The sequence below is a fragment of the Cyclobacterium plantarum genome, assembly GCF_011290685.1.
GTDB lineage: Bacteria > Bacteroidota > Bacteroidia > Cytophagales > Cyclobacteriaceae > Cyclobacterium > Cyclobacterium plantarum.
This window is the reverse complement of record NZ_JAANYN010000005.1, coordinates 210,040-227,992: the sequence shown is the minus strand read 5'-3', so window position 1 is coordinate 227,992 and position 17,953 is coordinate 210,040. Positions and strand designations below refer to the sequence as shown.

Here is a 17,953-nt window from a genome sequence, read left to right as displayed (position 1 = left end):
AAAATTTGATAGGTCTAAGAATTAACCCACACTAAAAATTTTATTAATCTTATTTATAGTCTTTTTAAGATTTAATACACTATATTAAATCTTAAAACATATTTTTTATTCTATAAAATAGAATATTTTCCATAGTATCCATTGAATTTAATTTCGATTATTTTTTATTTTAAAATACCATATTATACAATTTTCATATAAAATTAAGCTATTATAAACCCTAAGTATATCTTTTAAACCGTTATATTTTTATTATAGGTTATTTTATTAACTCATTATTGATTAAATTTGATCTGTACGCTTGATTTAGAATGAAATTTCTTACCCTAACCCTAAAAAATAGGTTACTATGAAAAACATTGTCTCACCGATAACCCAGGTAAGTACGGATGGAGTGGATTTAGCGGATGCAATAGCACAAAATCTGCTTACAACAAACAACGTTTGGATGATGCTGGCAACAGCATTGGTATTTATCATGCACCTTGGCTTTGCCGGGGTAGAGGCTGGATTTGGCCAGGCCAAAAACACGGTTAATATACTTTTTAAAAACACAGTCACACCCATCCTGGGCATTGTCACCTACGGCTTAACGGGCTTTTTCCTGATGTATCCCGGATTTGAGGTACCCGGCTGGCTTGGCTTTGACAGTTCCGGATGGAGCATGTTCTGGTTTAGCCCTGCCGATGCGGATGTTACCGTTGCCTATGCGGGCGGAAATTACACTTACTGGACAGACTTCTTATTTCAGGCCATGTTTGCTGCTACAGCTGCCACCATTGTATCCGGCGCCATCGCAGAAAGGGTAAAACTATGGGCATATCTCATGTTTACCGTTGTTTTCGTAGGTTTGGTATACCCCATAATAGGAAGCTGGAAATGGGGCGGTGGTGCCCTGGATGCCATGGGCTTTTATGATTTTGCCGGATCCACTCTGGTACACTCAGTCGGAGGATGGGGTGCCCTGGCAGGGGTAATCATGGTCGGCCCGAGAATCGGCAAATATGTAAACGGAAAGACTATCGAAAAACCCGGGTCCAGTGTCCCTTTGGCAGTAATTGGCGTATTCCTACTATGGTTAGGCTGGTTTGGCTTTAATGGAGGCTCTGTGCTTTCCGCTGATCCTGGTTTGGTATCCTTTGTATTGGTTACCACATCATTGGCTGCCTGCGCAGGTGGTTTGGGAGGCTTTTTTGCTGCTTACATTGCCTTTAAAAGACTTGACCTGGGAATGGTTCTAAACGGAATTCTTGCTGGCCTGGTGGGAATAACAGCAGGAGCAGATGTCATTAACCCTATATTTGCCTTGCTAATTGGTTTTGTAGCCGGTATTCTGGTCGTGATCTCTGCCATATTTTTAGACAAAATGAAATTGGACGATGTGGTAGGCGCAGTTTCTGTTCACCTGACTTGTGGGGTGTGGGGCACCCTTGCCGTAGGCATCTTCTCCACCAATCCGGAACACTCCTTTATTACCCAATTAATTGGCGTCCTGATTTGCGGTGCTGTTGCCTTCCTTTCTGCCCTGACCTTATTTTTTGTCCTGAAGAAGACCGTAGGCATAAGGGTATCCGAAGAACATGAAAAATCAGGATTGGATAGCCATGAACATGGCATCAGAGGATACACGATTGTCTATGACGAATAAATCAAATGATTTGATATCTAGCTAGAAAAACAACTCTTGCCCATAGAAAGGTTTTATCTTTTAATGGGCAGGGGTTTTAATATTCCGCCAGGGTAATGAATAATATCAATTGCGGAGACTTACCCCTGCCCTTGCAGTGGGTTTCGGCCAGACAAAGAAAAGCACCTTAAAATCAATCCAAATCTCATTTCTGGCGAACTCCAATTTATGAGGAAAGGGTCTGCTCCGACTGACTCGTCCAAAAAAAAATTTATTTCCAGGTGTAATTTTTTTTATTGTTTGCCCCAGGCAGCGTTCGGGGGAATTTCTGAAAATAAATCCCTCGCAAGGCTACTGATAAATCATTTACTAAATAGTTGTAAATAAATGTATCGTAAAACCTTTGCATCATCCTGACCCCTGCGTTTAGAGAAAAGGTTAGTTTTCACCACAGCGGGTCCTATCGTCACTGCGAGACCTAACATTTAGAAACGTTGAAATCGTGATGACGATGTTGGTTTTTATTATGTAGATTTTCAGCAATTTAACAAATACGTCATCGGTAGACCTAAAATTTTAAAAAACGCAGAAATAGGGATGACGATGGGTTTTTTGCAATGATAGAGGTGTTCGTTGTATGAGGATTATGCCTTGAAATCAACTATTATTCCTTTAATTCTCTGTTCTTTTGCCTTGATGCTAAAGAACCAAAAAATCAAGACAAAAAAATCCTTCCCCCCGCAATCCTCCCGCACCCTCCCGAAAAAAATCGGGACAGGCCACTGACTACCGTCAGGACAGGCTCGTTTTTTGTCTGGCCAGCGCTCTTTTTGTTTTAAAACCTATTCCCTCTTTATTTTACAGATTTTTTAGGGTTTCTTCTTAATAAAAACAACTGATTCAATTACTTCGCAGGTAGGCTTAGCATTTAGAAATTACATAAATCAGGGTGATATTGTTTTTTTTCAATACATTGATTTACAGTGATTTAATAAACACGTCATCGGTAGGGTGCAGACGTATATTCAGTCAAATGGCAAAAATCGTATCGGAACCTGTGGCAGTATGTAGTAATACGCATTCACCAAGCCGACGTGTCTGTCCTTTATCTAAAAAAAATGTGGATTTTCCTGATCTGCTTGTTTTATTCCCATACCAAAACGGGAACTACTTAACCTAAAAAAAAACGAAGCCTCTCCTTCAGCGTTCAAAAAACAGGACTCCTAAAACGGAGACCTGCATTACATACAATCTTTTGAAAAGTAAGGTACTCGCTGGCCAAGGCAACCCAATCGCATAACAAAAAAAGGAGACTGCCAGACAGTCTCCTTCTATCATACAATATTTGTATAGGTCTTAGAAGCTAAGGCCTGTGGTAACTTTGAAAAAGGAATCATTCCCTTCCACCAGATCACCGCCAGCAGATAACCTTGCAAATGCTTTTCCATTGGGATCAGAAAACTGAATGTAAGGACCAAACCACTGGTATACATCAGTAGATTCGGACACATTTGATCCTCCCGAATTGATCAGATGTTCGTAATGCAGTCCAAGGGAAAAGAAGTCAGAAGCCTTCACACCGAAGTTAGCCCAATAGTGAATATAAGCCAGAGTAGTACCTCCTTCTGGTGCCAGATCCCTCAATGGAGAATACAAGCCAAAATAGATTTCTCCCTCAGTTTTGGCTTTATCCAATCCAATGGTAAGGTTGGGCACCAAACCATCACCAAAGACTCCGGGGCCTGCCGTTCCTGAAGAGAGTAGGTTTCCTCCGGTTACACCTATTTGCGGATTGATACTCAAACCATCTGCGGCATCGAAGCTATATCCCACACCAAATTCTGTCCAGTTGCCCCAGCCACCGCCAGAACCTTGGTTACCACCTGTACCGCCAGACCACAAAATACCATAAAAGGTAAAGGCAGATGTCTCACTTACCGCATATGATCCAGCGAAGAACGGATAAAAACCAAAAAACTGATCCGAGTTTACCGTGATCGTATAACTAAATTTCTCATCTGTTTCGTCTTGTGCTGATGCAGTCCCTACCGCAAATACAAAAAACAATGCAAGCGCAATAAAGCTTTTCATTAAAGTTGGAATGTTAAATTTTCTCATGATTTTGATAATTAAGGTTAATTTTTAAACTACAACTAATTCAAAATTTAATTTTAAAATAACTAGGGGTTATTTTCAGATTCAATATTACCCTATAATTATCAATTTTGCAAAAATTAATTTATTTTTGGTTAAATTTTTTACCGTTTATTGATTCTATTACACAATTTAAGAATTTTAAAGTCTTTTTATTATATGTGTTTAAATAATTAAAGAATTCATTAATTTAAAAATATATTATATTTAAGGAGTAATATTGATTTTAAACAAAATTAAAAACTGTAAATACTAGATTTTATAAAATTTTTATTATTTTATTACATTGTTTTTAATAAACCTTTAATAAAATCATTGAGGGCATAAAAACAAAAAGCCACAGCAGGAGCACCCACTGTGGCTAATAAATAAGAGAATTGTGATTAACTATTACAAATCCTCCTCCCGTTCCAACATTAAAATCGCATTTTGAGGAACAATGTAGTATTTCTCTCCTTCATAAATGACTTCAAAGGCCCCGTTCATCAGAAAAACAGCCAGATCGCCCTCTTTGGCCTGCAATGGAATGTACTTCACGTTTTCCCCATGATCCTTCCAGGGCTCTTCATCTTCCACGGGTAAAGGAATGGGATATCCGGGACCGGCCTTAATAATATAGCCCTGCTGCACTTTTTCTTTTTCCCGAACACCCGGGGGCAGGTAAAGCCCGCTGGAAGTTTTCTGGTCTTGTTTCTTTAGTTTGATCAGCAAGCGATCCCCAACGATGATCAATTTCTTTAATCTATTTTCAGATGTCAATTGCATACTTTTTGTCATTTCTTATTAAGGTGCCTTGTTTTTGCTGTCAAAAATAATGGCATCCCCACCAGGTGAAGACGCCATTATTTCAATTTAATTTAACAGGAATATTCTGAATATTACTTCTTATCTTCCTCATTCACTTCCTCATAATCTACATCAGAAACGCCATCTCCGGATGCTGCACCGCTGGCTCCATCAGCTGCTCCTCCGGTAGGATCGCCTTGTCCGGCAGCACCTTCAGCACCCTGGGTTGCATTGTACATTTCCTGAGAAGCTGCACTCCAGGCAGTATTCAGGGCTTCCATGCCTGCATCAATGGCAGCAAGGTCCTGGCTCTGGTGGGCTGCTTTCAATTTTTCCAACGCACCGTTAACGGCGGTTTTGTTTCCTTCAGAAAGCTTGTCCCCAAATTCTTTCAACTGTTTTTCAGTTTGGAAAATCAAGCTGTCTGCCTGATTGATCTTATCAATCTTTTCCTTTTCCACCTTATCAGTTGCCGCATTGGCTTCTGCTTCTTTCTTCATCCTGTCAATCTCTTCCTGAGAAAGTCCTGAAGAAGCTTCAATCTTAATTTTCTGCTCTTTTCCGGTACCCTTATCCTTGGCAGATACATTCAGGATACCATTGGCATCAATATCAAAGGTTACTTCGATTTGCGGTACACCTCTTGGAGCCGGAGGGATATCGGTCAACTGGAACCTGCCAATGGCCCTGTTGTCCTTGGCCATGGACCTTTCTCCCTGAAGCACATGGATATCCACTGCAGGCTGATTGTCCGCCGCTGTGGAAAACACCTCTGACTTTTTAGTTGGGATGGTAGTATTGGACTCTATGAGTTTGGTAAAAACCCCTCCCATGGTCTCGATACCCAGAGACAATGGCGTAACGTCCAAAAGCAATACATCCTTCACCTCACCAGTCAGTACTCCACCTTGAATGGCTGCACCTATCGCTACTACTTCATCCGGGTTGACACCTTTTGATGGTTTCTTGCCAAAGAACTTTTCTACCTCTTCCTGGATTTTTGGAATTCTGGTAGAGCCTCCTACCAGGATTACCTCATCAATTTCGGAAGGAGACAAACCCGAGTCAGCAATGGCTTTTCTAACAGGATCCATTGATCTTCTGACCAAATCATCCGAAAGTTGCTCAAACTTGGACCTGGAGAGGTTTCTTACCAGGTGTTTGGGACCGGATTGGGTTGCTGTAATGTAAGGCAGGTTGATTTCTGTATTGGAAGAACTTGAAAGCTCAATTTTGGCTTTTTCTGCTGCTTCTTTCAATCTTTGCAGCGCCATGGGATCTTTCCTTAAGTCAATATCCTCTTCTGCCTTAAACTCATCAGCCAACCAATTGATAATTACCTGGTCAAAATCATCTCCTCCCAGATGCACATCACCATTGGTAGATTTTACTTCAAACACGCCATCACCCAATTCCAAAACAGAAATGTCGAAAGTACCACCGCCAAGGTCATAGACGGCAATCTTCATGTCCTTGTTTTTCTTATCCAGCCCGTAGGCCAGCGCAGCGGCAGTAGGCTCATTGATAATTCTTTTCACATCCAATCCTGCGATCTGACCAGCTTCTTTAGTGGCCTGCCGCTCGGAATCATTAAAATAGGCCGGAACGGTGATTACCGCTTCCGTCACTTCCTGACCCAGAAAATCTTCAGCCGTAGACTTCATTTTTTGAAGAATCATGGCTGATAGCTCCTGAGGAGTATAAGACCTGTCACCTATTTTTATGGCTACTGTATCATTAGGTCCCTGATCTACCTTGTAAGAGGCATGCTTTCTTTCTTCAGAAATTTCAGAGAATTTCTTCCCCATAAATCTTTTTACAGAGGATATGGTATTTGCAGGATTGGTAATGGCCTGCCTTTTTGCAGGATCTCCTACTTTTCTCTCTCCATTTCCGTTGTCCAAAAATGCCACAATTGAAGGCGTTGTCCTTCTGCCTTCACTGTTTTGAATGACCACGGGCTCACTACCTTCCATTACCGCAACGCAAGAGTTGGTCGTACCCAAGTCTATACCAATAATTTTTCCCATAATTATATTTATTTTGTCGTTTTCGTTTTGATTACAAAACTTGAACAACAACCAATGTGCCAAGTGAATGAATGAATAATTTAATGCCACATTGTCATAATACATGACAGTTTTCCGATTAGATATGTCAGCATTTTTACTTAATTTCCAACCTTTGAAGCAAATATCCCATCTAAACATCCCAATAGGAAATCATGCAAGTCACATCAATTAACATTTACCCAATCAAATCCCTGCCTGCCATTTCGTTAACCGAAAGCCTGGTAGAGATTTGTGGCTTACAATATGACAGACAATGGATGCTGGTGGACAGGCAAGGGAAATTTTTAAGCCAGAGAACCCACCCGGAGATGTCTCTTTTTCAGGTCAAATTAAAAAAAGATCACCTGTTGCTGAGCCACAAGCTGCATAAAAACACTATGTTTCGCTTACCTTTTTCAGTGAATTCAGGAAAGAAGAAGAAAGTTACCATATGGGAGGACCAGATAGAAGCCTCCTTAGCAGGACAAAATGCGGATGAATGGTTTTCGGATCTCCTGCACATAGATTGTCAACTGGTAAAAATGGGAATGAATGAGAAGCGGTGGGTTAAGGAAAAGTATCAGGTTAACAGGGAGCATGTTAGTTTTGCTGACAGCATGCCATTCCTGATTATCGGCCAATCTTCCCTGGATGATCTCAATAGCAGGTTGGATAAGCCTGTACCTATGAATAGATTCCGTCCCAACATTGTTTTTTCCGGCGGGCCTGCATTCGCTGAAGATGGCTGGGATCGGTTTGAAATAGGGGGAGTAACATTCAAAAACACAAAACCCTGCGCCCGATGCATCATGACCACCATAGACCAGGACTCCGGCAAAAAAGGAAAAGAGCCCTTGTATACCCTGTCCCAATATAGAAAAAGTGGGAAAAAGATTCTTTTTGGGCAAAACCTCATCGCCCTGAACAGCGGGAAAATAGCCATAGGGGACAGCATATATTTATAAAACTCTTCAATAATTGTGTAACATTTATACACATTGGGGGTACTTTCCTTTTTTATTATGAATATTTTGCAATCAACGCTGCGAAAAAATATCAAAGTTTATTTTTTATTCACTCATTAATAGTATTTTAAATACATTTTTATTAATATTAGATGCTGAAAATTATATTCAAAATTTCTTAAACCTGTTTTTGTGTAATTTAAATACACAAGGACTTAATCCGGTGGGAAACGAAATGAAAACTTTGCTTACATTTGGCATGAAATTTAAATGTTTGGAACTAAAAGCAATCGACTTAATTACCCAATTAACTACCAAGTAGCTTAGTTTCAAAAGTAAATAATTACAATTAGCAGGGGAGATTTTTAACAGGGTTTGATGTAATATTTCAAACTGAAGTGAAGTAGTATGTCCATTTTATACGGGCAAAGGTCGGGATGATTTTGATTAAAAAAGAATCAGACATATACAGACACCAACCAAATTAAATATCAATGAATACAGTTTTATCAAAACTAATCCTGTGTTGCACTTTATTATTATTCGGCTTAAACTTACAGGCAGCCAATTATTACTTCTCAAGTGAAACCGGTGACGACTCCAGAAGTTCGTCACAGGCTCAAAGTGCAAACAGTCCCTGGAAATCTATTGACAAATTAAATGCCATAATCCCCAGTTTAAACCCGGGAGACAAGGTCCTCTTTCGCAGGGGAGACGTGTTTTACGGTTCCATATTGATCAATACTTCCGGAACAGCTGGTTCTCCGGTAACATTCGGGGCTTATGGTTCCGGGCCGGATCCTGTTATTACTTCCCTTGTCAGGCTGTCCAACTGGCAATCTGTAGGAAACGGCGTATATGAAGCTGGAGACAGCAGGTTGCCCAACCATAAGATAAATATGGTAGCGATAAATAATATCCCTCAGGAAATGGGGAGATATCCCAATTCCAACACAGCAGAAAAGGGGTACCTTACTTATGAATCACATTCAGGAAACCGCAGCATCTCTGATTACCAGTTATCTTCAAGTCCAAATTGGACCGGTGGTGAGGTAGTGATTCGAAAAGTATATTGGGTAACTGACAGGCACAGGATCACTTCTCATTCAGGAAAAACGGTGAATTATGCCCCCAATCCAGACACCTCTTATGAGCCCAGAGCTGGATATGGCTATTACATACAGGATCACCCCAGTACGCTGGACCGCTATGGCGAATGGTACTACAACCCATCGAATAAAAAATTGCGTGTGTATTTCGGAGGCGATCCGGGTAATACCCACCTTGAAGCAAGTACCTTTGATTTTATCGTTCACAAAACCGGTCAAGCCAAATATATCACATTTGAAAACCTGCATTTTAAAGGAGCTAATCAAAATGCTTTTCAATTTGTAGGAGGGAATGATATAAAAATAATAAACTGTAAAATGGATCTCTCCGGGGAAAATGGTTTATTTATTGAAGGAGTATCAAACTTACAGGTAGAAAATTCCCAGGTCGACCATTCCAATAATATGGGAATGAATATAAGAAACTCCCAAAGTGCGATTATTCGCGGAAACAGGATTAAAAGCACCTATTTATTTCCCGGGCATGGAAGAAGTGGTGACAATGTAGGTCTGGCAATTTTCACTGATGGAGATAACAACCTCATCGAATACAATGAAATCAAAAAAACTGGCTATATCGGCATTCGTTTCGGCGGAAATGATACCCAGGTGAGGTACAACCTTATTGACGGTTTTTGCTATACTAAAAACGATGGAGGTGGAATTTATACCTACCAACACAGAAATACCAGATTCAAAAACAGAAAGATTACCAACAATATTATTTTAAATGGTCTCGGCGTAAAAGAAGGCACCACCATTGAAAACTTTGTAAGCAAACCCCAGGCAGAGGGGATCTATCTGGATGACAATGTAACGGACGTAGAAGTATCAGGTAACACCGTGGGCCACATGGCTACAAAAGGTATTTACCTGCACAATACTGATAATATTCGAGTGATCAATAATACCGTTTACGATTCGGAAAACCTGATTTTCCTACGAAATGACCATATGGGAAACGCACTTTCGAATACGCTAATCGAAAACAATAAATTGTTGGCGAAGGATGCGTCTCAGAATTTCGTGTACGTACATTCCATTTATAATGATGTAGCAAAATTGGCCAGGTTTAACAACAATCAATATTCAGCTCCTTTTTCAGATAATTTTAGGTTCAGGGTGAGGTACAATGCAAATTCAAGCAACGAAGCCCGAAAGTTTTTTGATTTATCAGGATGGCAACGTGCCTTCAACAATGACTGGAACTCCAAAACAACCAAGCCAATGGAAAACCTGTACAAGGTGACCAAAAAGGTTGGTTCCAACCGCTATGCAAACGGAACGTTTGACAGGGATGTGAATTTGATTAGTTGTTCGGACTGTACCAACTCATGGGATAGCGGAAAATTAGATGGAGGCTCGTTAAAAATCAGCACCAAAGGAAAAAGTCAGTCAACATTAAGGACCGGACAGCTTAAAAAAGGAAAGTACTACTTGCTAAAATTCACTGGTGTGGCAGACAAAACCATACCTGTCTCTTTCTACCTTAGACAGGGAAGCTCACCATGGTTTCACCTGTCCCATAAGCACAAAGTTGGCATCAATTGGCAAAAGGGCGAAAAAGAGATTTTAATTCAAGCTCTGGCTGACATGGACGAATCCCGTCTGGTAATGGAAATCGAAACCAGTGAAAGCGGGGTTTTGTGGATGGATAATCTGGAATTTTACGAGGTAGAGGCCAATGTCACCAAACCAGAAGATAAAGTCCTTTTCGAAAAAAATCCAAGCAGACAAAAACAAAGCTTTTCTACTGTGGGTGGATTCGTGGGACTGCTCAACCAATATCTTTCACAAACCCTGAACATAGAACCTTATTCTTCAATCTTATTGCTGAAAACGGGTAGCGGAATCATCGAAAAAGTATTGGCAAGCCCCGAAGTCAAATTGACCAAACCTGAATCCAATTTCAGTGCCAAGCAAGGGGAGACCATAATGATCGAAGCGGATGCATCCATATCCGGTGGTGAAATTGCCCAGGTTGATTTTTACAACGGGTCAAATAAACTTGGCTCGATTTCATCCCCTCCTTATACCTTTGCCTGGAAAAACCCAACTTCCGGGTCTTATGAAATATCCGCAGTAGCCACCGCTGATAATGGTCAGAAGGCATCCTCTTCTCCGGTTGCATTAAAAATAAATGCAACTACTTCTTCTGCCCAACCTGTGACCAACTTTTTTATTAACGCAGGAAGTAATGAAGATGCAGAATTGAGTGGCCTTAGATTCTCTGGTGAAAACCAAAACAACCAATTTTATACCACCTCCAAAGAATATGAAGCAATAAATGCAAGTTCCTACGCCCTTTTTCAGTCTGAAAGGTATGGACCGACTCTTGGTTACAATATCCCGGTACCTAACGGCACCTATTATGTGTATACCTTTCACAATGAACTATGGTTTGGAAAAGAAGGCCCCTCCAGTAAGACTGGTCAACGGGTTTTTAATATTGCTATAGAAAACAATACCCTGAAGAGAGATTTTGATTTATATAAGGAAAACAACAACAATCCAATGGTTTTGACCTTTGAGGGGGTAAAAGTATCTGATGGAAATCTGAATTTGTATTTATCCGCATCAGTAGACAATGCTTCTATTTCCGGTATCGTGGTCAGTGAAAAACCAATCAACATTCCTTCGGACCTTTCCGATGTGGTGCCTCCAACGGAAAATAAAGAAATGATCACATATTCAGATTATCTGATAATCAATACAGGAAGCAGAGAAGATGTCTCCTATGATGGAAAAACTTTTGTGTCCGATTACAAAACAAGCTATTTCACCAGCCCATCAGCTAATACTAACCGAAGTGTAGTCGGTGAGCCCCTGTTTCAGACCGAAAGGTATGCCAAAAACATGAACATACGTATTCCTTTGGAAAATGGAACCTACCAGGTGAAAACCTATCACAAAGAATTGTGGTTCGGATCTTTTGGACCAAAGGCAGCTGCGGGAAACAGGGTATTTGATATTTCTATAGAAGGTGAACTGAAGAAAGACAATTTTGATATTTATGCAGAAAAAGGAAATTCTCCAGTTGTGCTTACATTTGACAATATTGAAGTTACCGATGGTGCGCTGAACCTGGACTTAAATGCCAGCAAAGATAATGCTACCATCTCCGGTTTATTAATTGCCAAAGCTTCTGGTGGCAGCACCAAACCAGGAGTAACAAAGCCAAATCAAGCAGCCATTTTCTTAAATGCAGGAACTTACGAGGCGGCCGAACACAATAATCAAACCTATGTAGGAGACAGAAATACAAGTTATCCGGGAACCTCAAAAGTCAATTTCAATTATTCAGTTGGCGGTTCTGAAATGTTCCTTACCGAAAGGTATTCAAGTAACCTTCATTACAGCATTCCTGTAGAAAACGGGACCTATACCGTTGTTACTTACCACAACGAACTTTGGTTTGGATCATTTGGGCCAGCAGCCAGATCCGGCAACAGGGTATTCAATATTTATATTGAAGACAAAAGGGTAAAATCCAATTTTGATATCTACAAGGAAAACAACAACAATCCAACCACGCTGACTTTCAGATCCATTGAAGTTACTGATGGTATCCTGGATATTTCCTTGGCCGCTGTCACGGATAATGCAACCTTGTCGGGTATAGCTGTGATCCCTGAAGGAGGAGCGTACGCCTCTAACCTGAGATTGGCAACCGAAGAACAAAATCAGATCCTTGACATCCAGTCAACCGAAGCGACAAAACTTACTGAAACCAAGGTTTATCCCAATCCAGCATCACACCAAACCTCGCTTACCCTGGGTAGAGATGTTGTAATCAGTGAAATTTACCTGCAAAGCACTTCAGGGGCCCTGGTCAAAAGCATCGACCCCAAAACTGCAAGTGATGGATTTGGCACCTATACCATCCCTCTTGAAGGAATACAATCTGGTGTTTATGTCCTGACCGTATCCAACGGAAGAGATTGGATCAAGAAAATCAAGCTGATTGTGGATTAGGCACAGGCTATTAAAACAAAGCAAAAAAAATCCGGGTTGATGATCAGCCCGGATTTTTTGTTTTAATTGGACACAAGTTTCTTTTTAATCTCCGATTTTTTTATAAAAAACAGCCAGGTGGCGAGCCGGGTTTTATTTAATAACCTATCATCTAACTAAACGCCTATCTGCATGATAATCTGCCATTTGTTATCAAAATTGATAATAGGAGTTCCGCTCATTGATAAACTGAGTTCGAATTAAGATCGTCGGTAAAAACCAATCGAATCGTCACTGCGAACCCATTCTCTTGGGTTTAGGAGCTGGGAAAGGGTGTGGCAGTCTCGTTTGGCTAGAGATTCCCACGGATTTTTAACGAAATTCAGTCGATCTCAGGTTAATAATGATTTCAAATGAAGATGCGGTCCTTATTTGAAAAATGCATACATCAATGGTTTGCAATACGAGTTTGGATAAAATTTACGGTCCGGCTTTCTGCACCTTTTGCAAACATGCCTATCCTAAATCCCATGCCCCAGGGTACCAGGTGGCTGGCGTCCGCCACATGGTCAAAAGATTCCCAGGTTCCGTTTTCGGTTTTATAGGCAAAACTCAAAAGATAGCCTTGAGCTACTTCCATCCTTACTGCAATTTTCCCCTTTAAAACCACTCGCTTCTGTTGCAGGATGGTTTCTTTTTGATCTCTCATCTCAAAAAGCTCCAACCCATTCTTGCTTGCGGCAATCCCAATTCCTGCGATTGGGGCACCAAAACCATTGTTGGCTGCACCCACCAGCAAAACACCCCCTTTTGCGTCTGACCGATCCATATTGATGGTACTTTCCAAATCATAATTTGTGGATTTGGTACTTTGAACCAATAGACTTCCCATATTTTCATTTTCCTCAGATGCCTTTAGCAATAGCCCATTGTCACCTGTCTCAAATTTGATATTCTGAGTTACCCTCCATTGCCATAGCGGATCCAATCCATCCTCAAATGTATCTTTGAAGTCAATCATTCCCTTTTCCCTGCTATAGGTAGCCTCATTTTCAAATACCGGCCATTGATCTTCCGTCCATGTAAGCTTTTCTAAAACGCCTTCCCTGCCAACATATACTGAGCCTTCCTCATTATACGCATGGTAAAGCATGAAATAATCAGCGCCGTTTTTTAAAACCGTCCCATGCCCGGCACAGTGCCAGTCATCATTGTCTGCCAATATGGGGTTGCCACCATATTTTTCCCAGGGACCCAATAAATTTTTCGATCTGGCTACCCCCGTCTGGTAATTGCATTCCTTGTCGCAGCAGGCACCCGCAGAATAGGTAGCATAGAAAAATCCATTTTCTTTAAATACACTCACCCCTTCCACCAGGTTTTTTTCCCAGGGCTGGTCGTTCCTGAAAAGCTCCACAGGCTTCCCCATCAAACGGGTCCGCTGTTCATTAATTTCCTGGGCCCAAATGGGAGTAGGCAGGCCTTTGCTGTTCCCGTCCTCCTTCCATAAAACATAGATTTTACCACTATCATCCCGGACCTCGTAGGCATCTATAGAGCCAAACTCCTGGGCTACCAATGGGCCATGATCTTCAAATAGGCCCGTAGGAGAACTGGAGCTGGCCACTGCCACACTCAGCCTGTTGCTGCTCTTGTCCCTTGCCGTATAGTAGGCATATATTTTTCCCTGCGCTTCATCGTAGGAAAGCTCAGGAGCCCAGAAGTTATTTTTTGCCCACTCCGGTGCACCATCAGGGAACACATAATTGACCAATTCCCATTCCTGCAGGTCCGAAGACTTATAAATGGGAAATAAAGGTGCCCATTCATTGGAGGTAGTGGAAGCATAAAATTCCTCTCCGACCTGAATGACAGTAGGATCCGGTCGGTCACCGGGTAAAACCGGGTTGGTGATGGAAATAGATGAGGGCTTTACATCGGTTTCATTATGCTCGTTTCCTGATTTTTGCTGACATGCTGATACAATTAGCAAAGACACAAAGGGATAAATAAGTTTTCTCATAAGGGTTATCTGCAATTTTTTAAATTTTTATTCTCCTGAGGGTACAGGCAAAGGAGTATCTGCGGGTACGGGAGCACCAAAATCCGGGCTGCCATCAGCATGCCAATGGAAAGGCTGCAAACGGATATCCCGATCCCATCCCGGATCCGTTCCCTTTTTGGAATGATAGAGTATCCAATCTTCGGATCCATCGGGAGATTTGGCGAAACTGCAATGCCCTACTCCATGAACTGTGTCGTTCCCCAAAAACACTGGTCCACTTTTTACCCAATTCCCTGCTATCATGGGGTCTGCATTTGCGGCTTTTAATTTCAACTGACCCAGCCGGTATTCTTTTAGCCAGGATTCCCTGGTTGAGTAAATGATAAATGTCTGATCTCCATGCTTCAAAACCTGAGGTCCCTCATTCAAGTCCAGAACACCGCCGGTTTCCCAGCTTTCTTCAGGAGAAGAAATTTTCACCCGGTTGCTGCTGATGGTGGCAGGATCACTCATTTTGGCCATATAAAGGTGTTGTGGGGTCCGGTCTGTGTCCCTGTTTTCTTCCCAGCCTGACCAGGTGGCATAAAGTTGCCCCCTGTGTTCAAAGGGAGTCAGGTCAATGGCCCATTTTACCGATCCTGGATCAGACATATCATCTCCAGTGTACAACATACCCATATCTTCATAGGGGCCAAAAGGATCATCCCCCTTGGATTTCAACACTCCTGATCTCTGGTGAATGAATGGTCCCCCTGATTTTTTCCCGGCAGCATAATAAATGTACCAATGGCCTGCAATAAAATGTAATTCAGGAGCCCAGATATTGGCAGAATTCCATCCTTTGTCAGGTGCATCCCATACTTTTTGTAAGGCACCATGGTCGGTAAGTTTTGAAGACCTGGAAACCGCAATTCCTCCACCTGAGGAGGCACAGTAATAATAATCTTCTCCTTTTTGGAAAACCCATGGATCTGCACCATTGCGAATGGGATTTGTAAATGTGGCCCCCTGAGAAAATCCGGTACAGCTAAATACGAAAGCCAAAATGGCCGTAGCAATCGCCCTAATCCATTTTGATGCATTTATTGGACTTGACTTGCCTAATAAAACTTTATTGGATACAATCATGGGGCACTATTTTTCAGTCTTTTTAAGAAAGTGAAAACTTCCCTTCACATAATTTAACGTTTCTGATTTTTGCCCTGCAGCAGGTAGCATCTCCAATTATTTGAAGTCTGGAATACGAATTCTTTTGCCATTGTTCATAGCTGATTCGTGCGCACATATCCCTGCACAGGTATAGTTGGCGGCGGTTACGGCATCTACAGCGGAATCCCTTCCTTCCACAATGGCTGCCACAAACTCCTGCACCAAATGGGGGTGTGAGCCTCCATGTCCTGCTCCCTGTAAAAAGGACACATGATTGGGGTCATCTATTTTTTCACGCTTGGTAAAATGCTTTATCGGTTCAATCAGCAGCTCATCGGTATCAGGAACGTCTATGCGCTCCGCATTTTCCCCACCATCAAAAATAACATGTTTTTCATCTTCCAATTGCTCCCATTCAAAAGACATTTTGGTACCATACACATCATAGGATTCCCTGTATTGCCTTACCACATCAAATAAGGACCGGGTAGCTTCTGCAATGACATCAGAGTTCTTCAATGTGAAAGTAGCGGTTTCCACCGCAAAAGGCGAGCCGTATCGGCTGGCAAGGTCTTCGGACAACCTGCCGGAGCCATGACAAACCACCGTTTCGGCAGTAGTGTTATTGATACGAAGCAGGGGTGAGATAGCATGGGTACCGTTGAGCATGGGCGGGAAACCCTTCCAATATGCTGCCCAGCCTTCCATACTCATGTCCTGAATATGGGAGCCTCTCACAAATTGTATGCGTCCCAACTGCCCCGTCTCTGCCAGGTTCAACCCATATAAAAACTCCCTGGTGTAAAGGGCTGTTTCCATCATCATATAAACCTTATTGGCTTTCCTTTTGGCCTCCACTATCGCCTTACAGTCTTCCACCGTCATTGCCATGGGAATGGTACAAGCGGTATGTTTATTGGCATTTAGAGATGCCAGGGTCATCCTGGCATGTTCGGGAACAGGGGTTACCACATGGATGGCATCCACGTCATCCCTTTTGGGTACCTCATTGAAATCTGTAAAACAAAGGTTCTTGTCCAAATGGAACTTTGCTGCCAATTCATCCAGGGTTTTTTGGTTTCGGGTACATATACCCACTGCCTTGATATTGGGATGACTTTGGTAAATCGGAATAAATTCCTTACCGAAACCCATGCCCACGATGACTACTGTAATTTGTTTTTGACTCATTATAATGGTGCTTTTTGGTTAAACAAAAAATCGCAATTTTAAAAAGAAAGGTATCAAGCGGCTGGAATAACAAATTCACCACAACGTAATAATTTTTTCCCTTCTACTTGTTTTCCCTTTTTGGGGCAATCCCATTTTAAAAAAGCGATATTGGTGAAATATTTACGCTTTTACTTTCCGGCAACCCAACTCACGGCATTTCTCAGCAACTTCTGATAGGTATCCAGATTATGGGATGCACCATCATGTCCTAAAGCAATGCCCACGATCCTGGTGTCTGGATGCTTGATCACAAATAGGGAAGGGAAGGGACCAGTTTCACTGGTACTTGCCTCTGCCAATACTTTGATTCCCGGTCCGTCCGGATCTACCTTAAAATAATACAGTTCGTCTTTTAAGTTAAAAGTTGGAGGAAGGCCTTCCGTTACCGGATGGTTTTTGTCTAAAACCGTTACATCAAAAGCTCCAAAGCGGTCATGACCCCGGGATCCTCCACTGGCCAAATGGATATTGTATTCCGGCCAATCCTCCCAATTGTACCAAAGTGCGGCATGACCAAGAATTAATCCTTTGCCGGAAGCCGCAAAATCGAAAATGGCTTTTCTTGTTGCTGGATCTGCAATAGGCTGATTATTGCTCAGGTACAACACATCCATATCGGCCAACAAATCCAAAATGGACTCCGGGTCATCGGTGTAGGTTACTTCTGCAAAGCCCCCCTTTTCCAGTGTTTCCACATCTGCATTTTTGTACCAGGTATCGAAATCGTGGGATGCACCACCTCCCAGCAGAAGTACCCGGATCGGATCAGCTGGCGGATTTGAGGATGCAGGTAAGCATCCATTTGCCCGGCCATTGCCAGGAAAAATGCAAAGCCATGTCAGCAATAGCAAGGGTATGGTTTTGGTAAATTTTGGGATTCTTTTCATTTTATCCTTCCTCTAGATATTAATAAATATTTT

10 protein-coding genes are annotated in these 17,953 nt (G+C 41.8%); 3 read left to right on the top strand and 7 right to left on the bottom strand.

The features are described 5' to 3' along the window. Positions 1–349 precede the first annotated feature (349 nt). The gene (locus G9Q97_RS13325) at positions 350–1,648 is read left to right on the top strand and encodes an ammonium transporter (protein ID WP_166147619.1); all 1,299 of its coding nucleotides are present in this window, start codon (positions 350–352) and stop codon (positions 1,646–1,648) included. A 1,335-nt stretch (positions 1,649–2,983) separates the two neighbouring features. On the opposite strand, the gene G9Q97_RS13320 is transcribed toward G9Q97_RS13325, so the two are convergent. From G9Q97_RS13320 to dnaK, 3 genes are all read right to left on the bottom strand, one after another. Beyond that, entirely contained in the window at positions 2,984–3,745 is a 762-nt protein-coding gene (locus G9Q97_RS13320) for a DUF6733 family protein (protein ID WP_166147617.1), read from the bottom strand. Between the two features lie 426 nt (positions 3,746–4,171). Continuing rightward, the gene (locus G9Q97_RS13315; RefSeq protein WP_166147615.1) at positions 4,172–4,546 is read right to left on the bottom strand and encodes a co-chaperone GroES; all 375 of its coding nucleotides are present in this window, start codon (positions 4,544–4,546) and stop codon (positions 4,172–4,174) included. A 113-nt stretch (positions 4,547–4,659) separates the two neighbouring features. Continuing rightward, the gene (gene dnaK, locus G9Q97_RS13310) at positions 4,660–6,597 is read right to left on the bottom strand and encodes a molecular chaperone DnaK (RefSeq protein WP_166147613.1); all 1,938 of its coding nucleotides are present in this window, start codon (positions 6,595–6,597) and stop codon (positions 4,660–4,662) included. A gap of 194 nt (positions 6,598–6,791) precedes the next feature. On the opposite strand from dnaK, the gene G9Q97_RS13305 reads away from it, so the two are divergent. Both G9Q97_RS13305 and G9Q97_RS13300 read left to right on the top strand, forming a co-directional pair. Next, entirely contained in the window at positions 6,792–7,583 is a 792-nt protein-coding gene (locus G9Q97_RS13305) for an MOSC domain-containing protein (protein ID WP_166147611.1), read from the top strand. Between the two features lie 494 nt (positions 7,584–8,077). Beyond that, positions 8,078–12,667 carry a malectin domain-containing carbohydrate-binding protein gene (locus G9Q97_RS13300; RefSeq protein WP_166147609.1) on the top strand — a complete coding sequence of 1,530 codons (4,590 nt, stop codon included), beginning with the start codon at positions 8,078–8,080 and terminating at the stop codon, positions 12,665–12,667. Positions 12,668–13,094: 427 nt separating this feature from the next. Here the strand turns inward: G9Q97_RS13300 and G9Q97_RS13295 are convergent, their stop codons facing one another. The 4 genes from G9Q97_RS13295 to G9Q97_RS13280 form a co-directional block, all read right to left on the bottom strand. Then, entirely contained in the window at positions 13,095–14,669 is a 1,575-nt protein-coding gene (locus G9Q97_RS13295) for a glycoside hydrolase family 43 protein (RefSeq protein ID WP_166147608.1), read from the bottom strand. Positions 14,670–14,696: 27 nt separating this feature from the next. Next, positions 14,697–15,779: a glycoside hydrolase family 43 protein gene (locus tag G9Q97_RS13290; protein ID WP_222851988.1), complete on the bottom strand. Its 1,083-nt coding sequence runs from the start codon at positions 15,777–15,779 to the stop codon at positions 14,697–14,699. A gap of 96 nt (positions 15,780–15,875) precedes the next feature. After that, a complete protein-coding gene (locus G9Q97_RS13285; protein ID WP_166147606.1) occupies positions 15,876–16,991 on the bottom strand; it encodes a Gfo/Idh/MocA family protein in 1,116 nt (371 codons plus the stop codon). Positions 16,992–17,161: 170 nt separating this feature from the next. Beyond that, the gene (locus tag G9Q97_RS13280) at positions 17,162–17,920 is read right to left on the bottom strand and encodes a ThuA domain-containing protein (protein ID WP_166147604.1); all 759 of its coding nucleotides are present in this window, start codon (positions 17,918–17,920) and stop codon (positions 17,162–17,164) included. Positions 17,921–17,953: the final 33 nt, after the last annotated feature.

Bases quoted from the DNA above. Each gene is read 5' to 3' on its own strand.
- G9Q97_RS13300 (WP_166147609.1), top strand. From the start codon at position 8,078: ATGAATACAGTTTTATCAAAACTAATCCTGTGTTGCACTTTATTATTA.
- G9Q97_RS13295 (WP_166147608.1), bottom strand. From the start codon at position 14,669: ATGAGAAAACTTATTTATCCCTTTGTGTCTTTGCTAATTGTATCAGCA.
- G9Q97_RS13285 (WP_166147606.1), bottom strand. From the start codon at position 16,991: ATGAGTCAAAAACAAATTACAGTAGTCATCGTGGGCATGGGTTTCGGT.
- G9Q97_RS13290 (WP_222851988.1), bottom strand. From the start codon at position 15,779: ATGATTGTATCCAATAAAGTTTTATTAGGCAAGTCAAGTCCAATAAAT.
- G9Q97_RS13305 (WP_166147611.1), top strand. From the start codon at position 6,792: ATGCAAGTCACATCAATTAACATTTACCCAATCAAATCCCTGCCTGCC.
- G9Q97_RS13320 (WP_166147617.1), bottom strand. From the start codon at position 3,745: ATGAGAAAATTTAACATTCCAACTTTAATGAAAAGCTTTATTGCGCTT.
- G9Q97_RS13325 (WP_166147619.1), top strand. From the start codon at position 350: ATGAAAAACATTGTCTCACCGATAACCCAGGTAAGTACGGATGGAGTG.
- G9Q97_RS13280 (WP_166147604.1), bottom strand. From the start codon at position 17,920: ATGAAAAGAATCCCAAAATTTACCAAAACCATACCCTTGCTATTGCTG.
- dnaK (WP_166147613.1), bottom strand. From the start codon at position 6,597: ATGGGAAAAATTATTGGTATAGACTTGGGTACGACCAACTCTTGCGTT.
- G9Q97_RS13315 (WP_166147615.1), bottom strand. From the start codon at position 4,546: ATGCAATTGACATCTGAAAATAGATTAAAGAAATTGATCATCGTTGGG.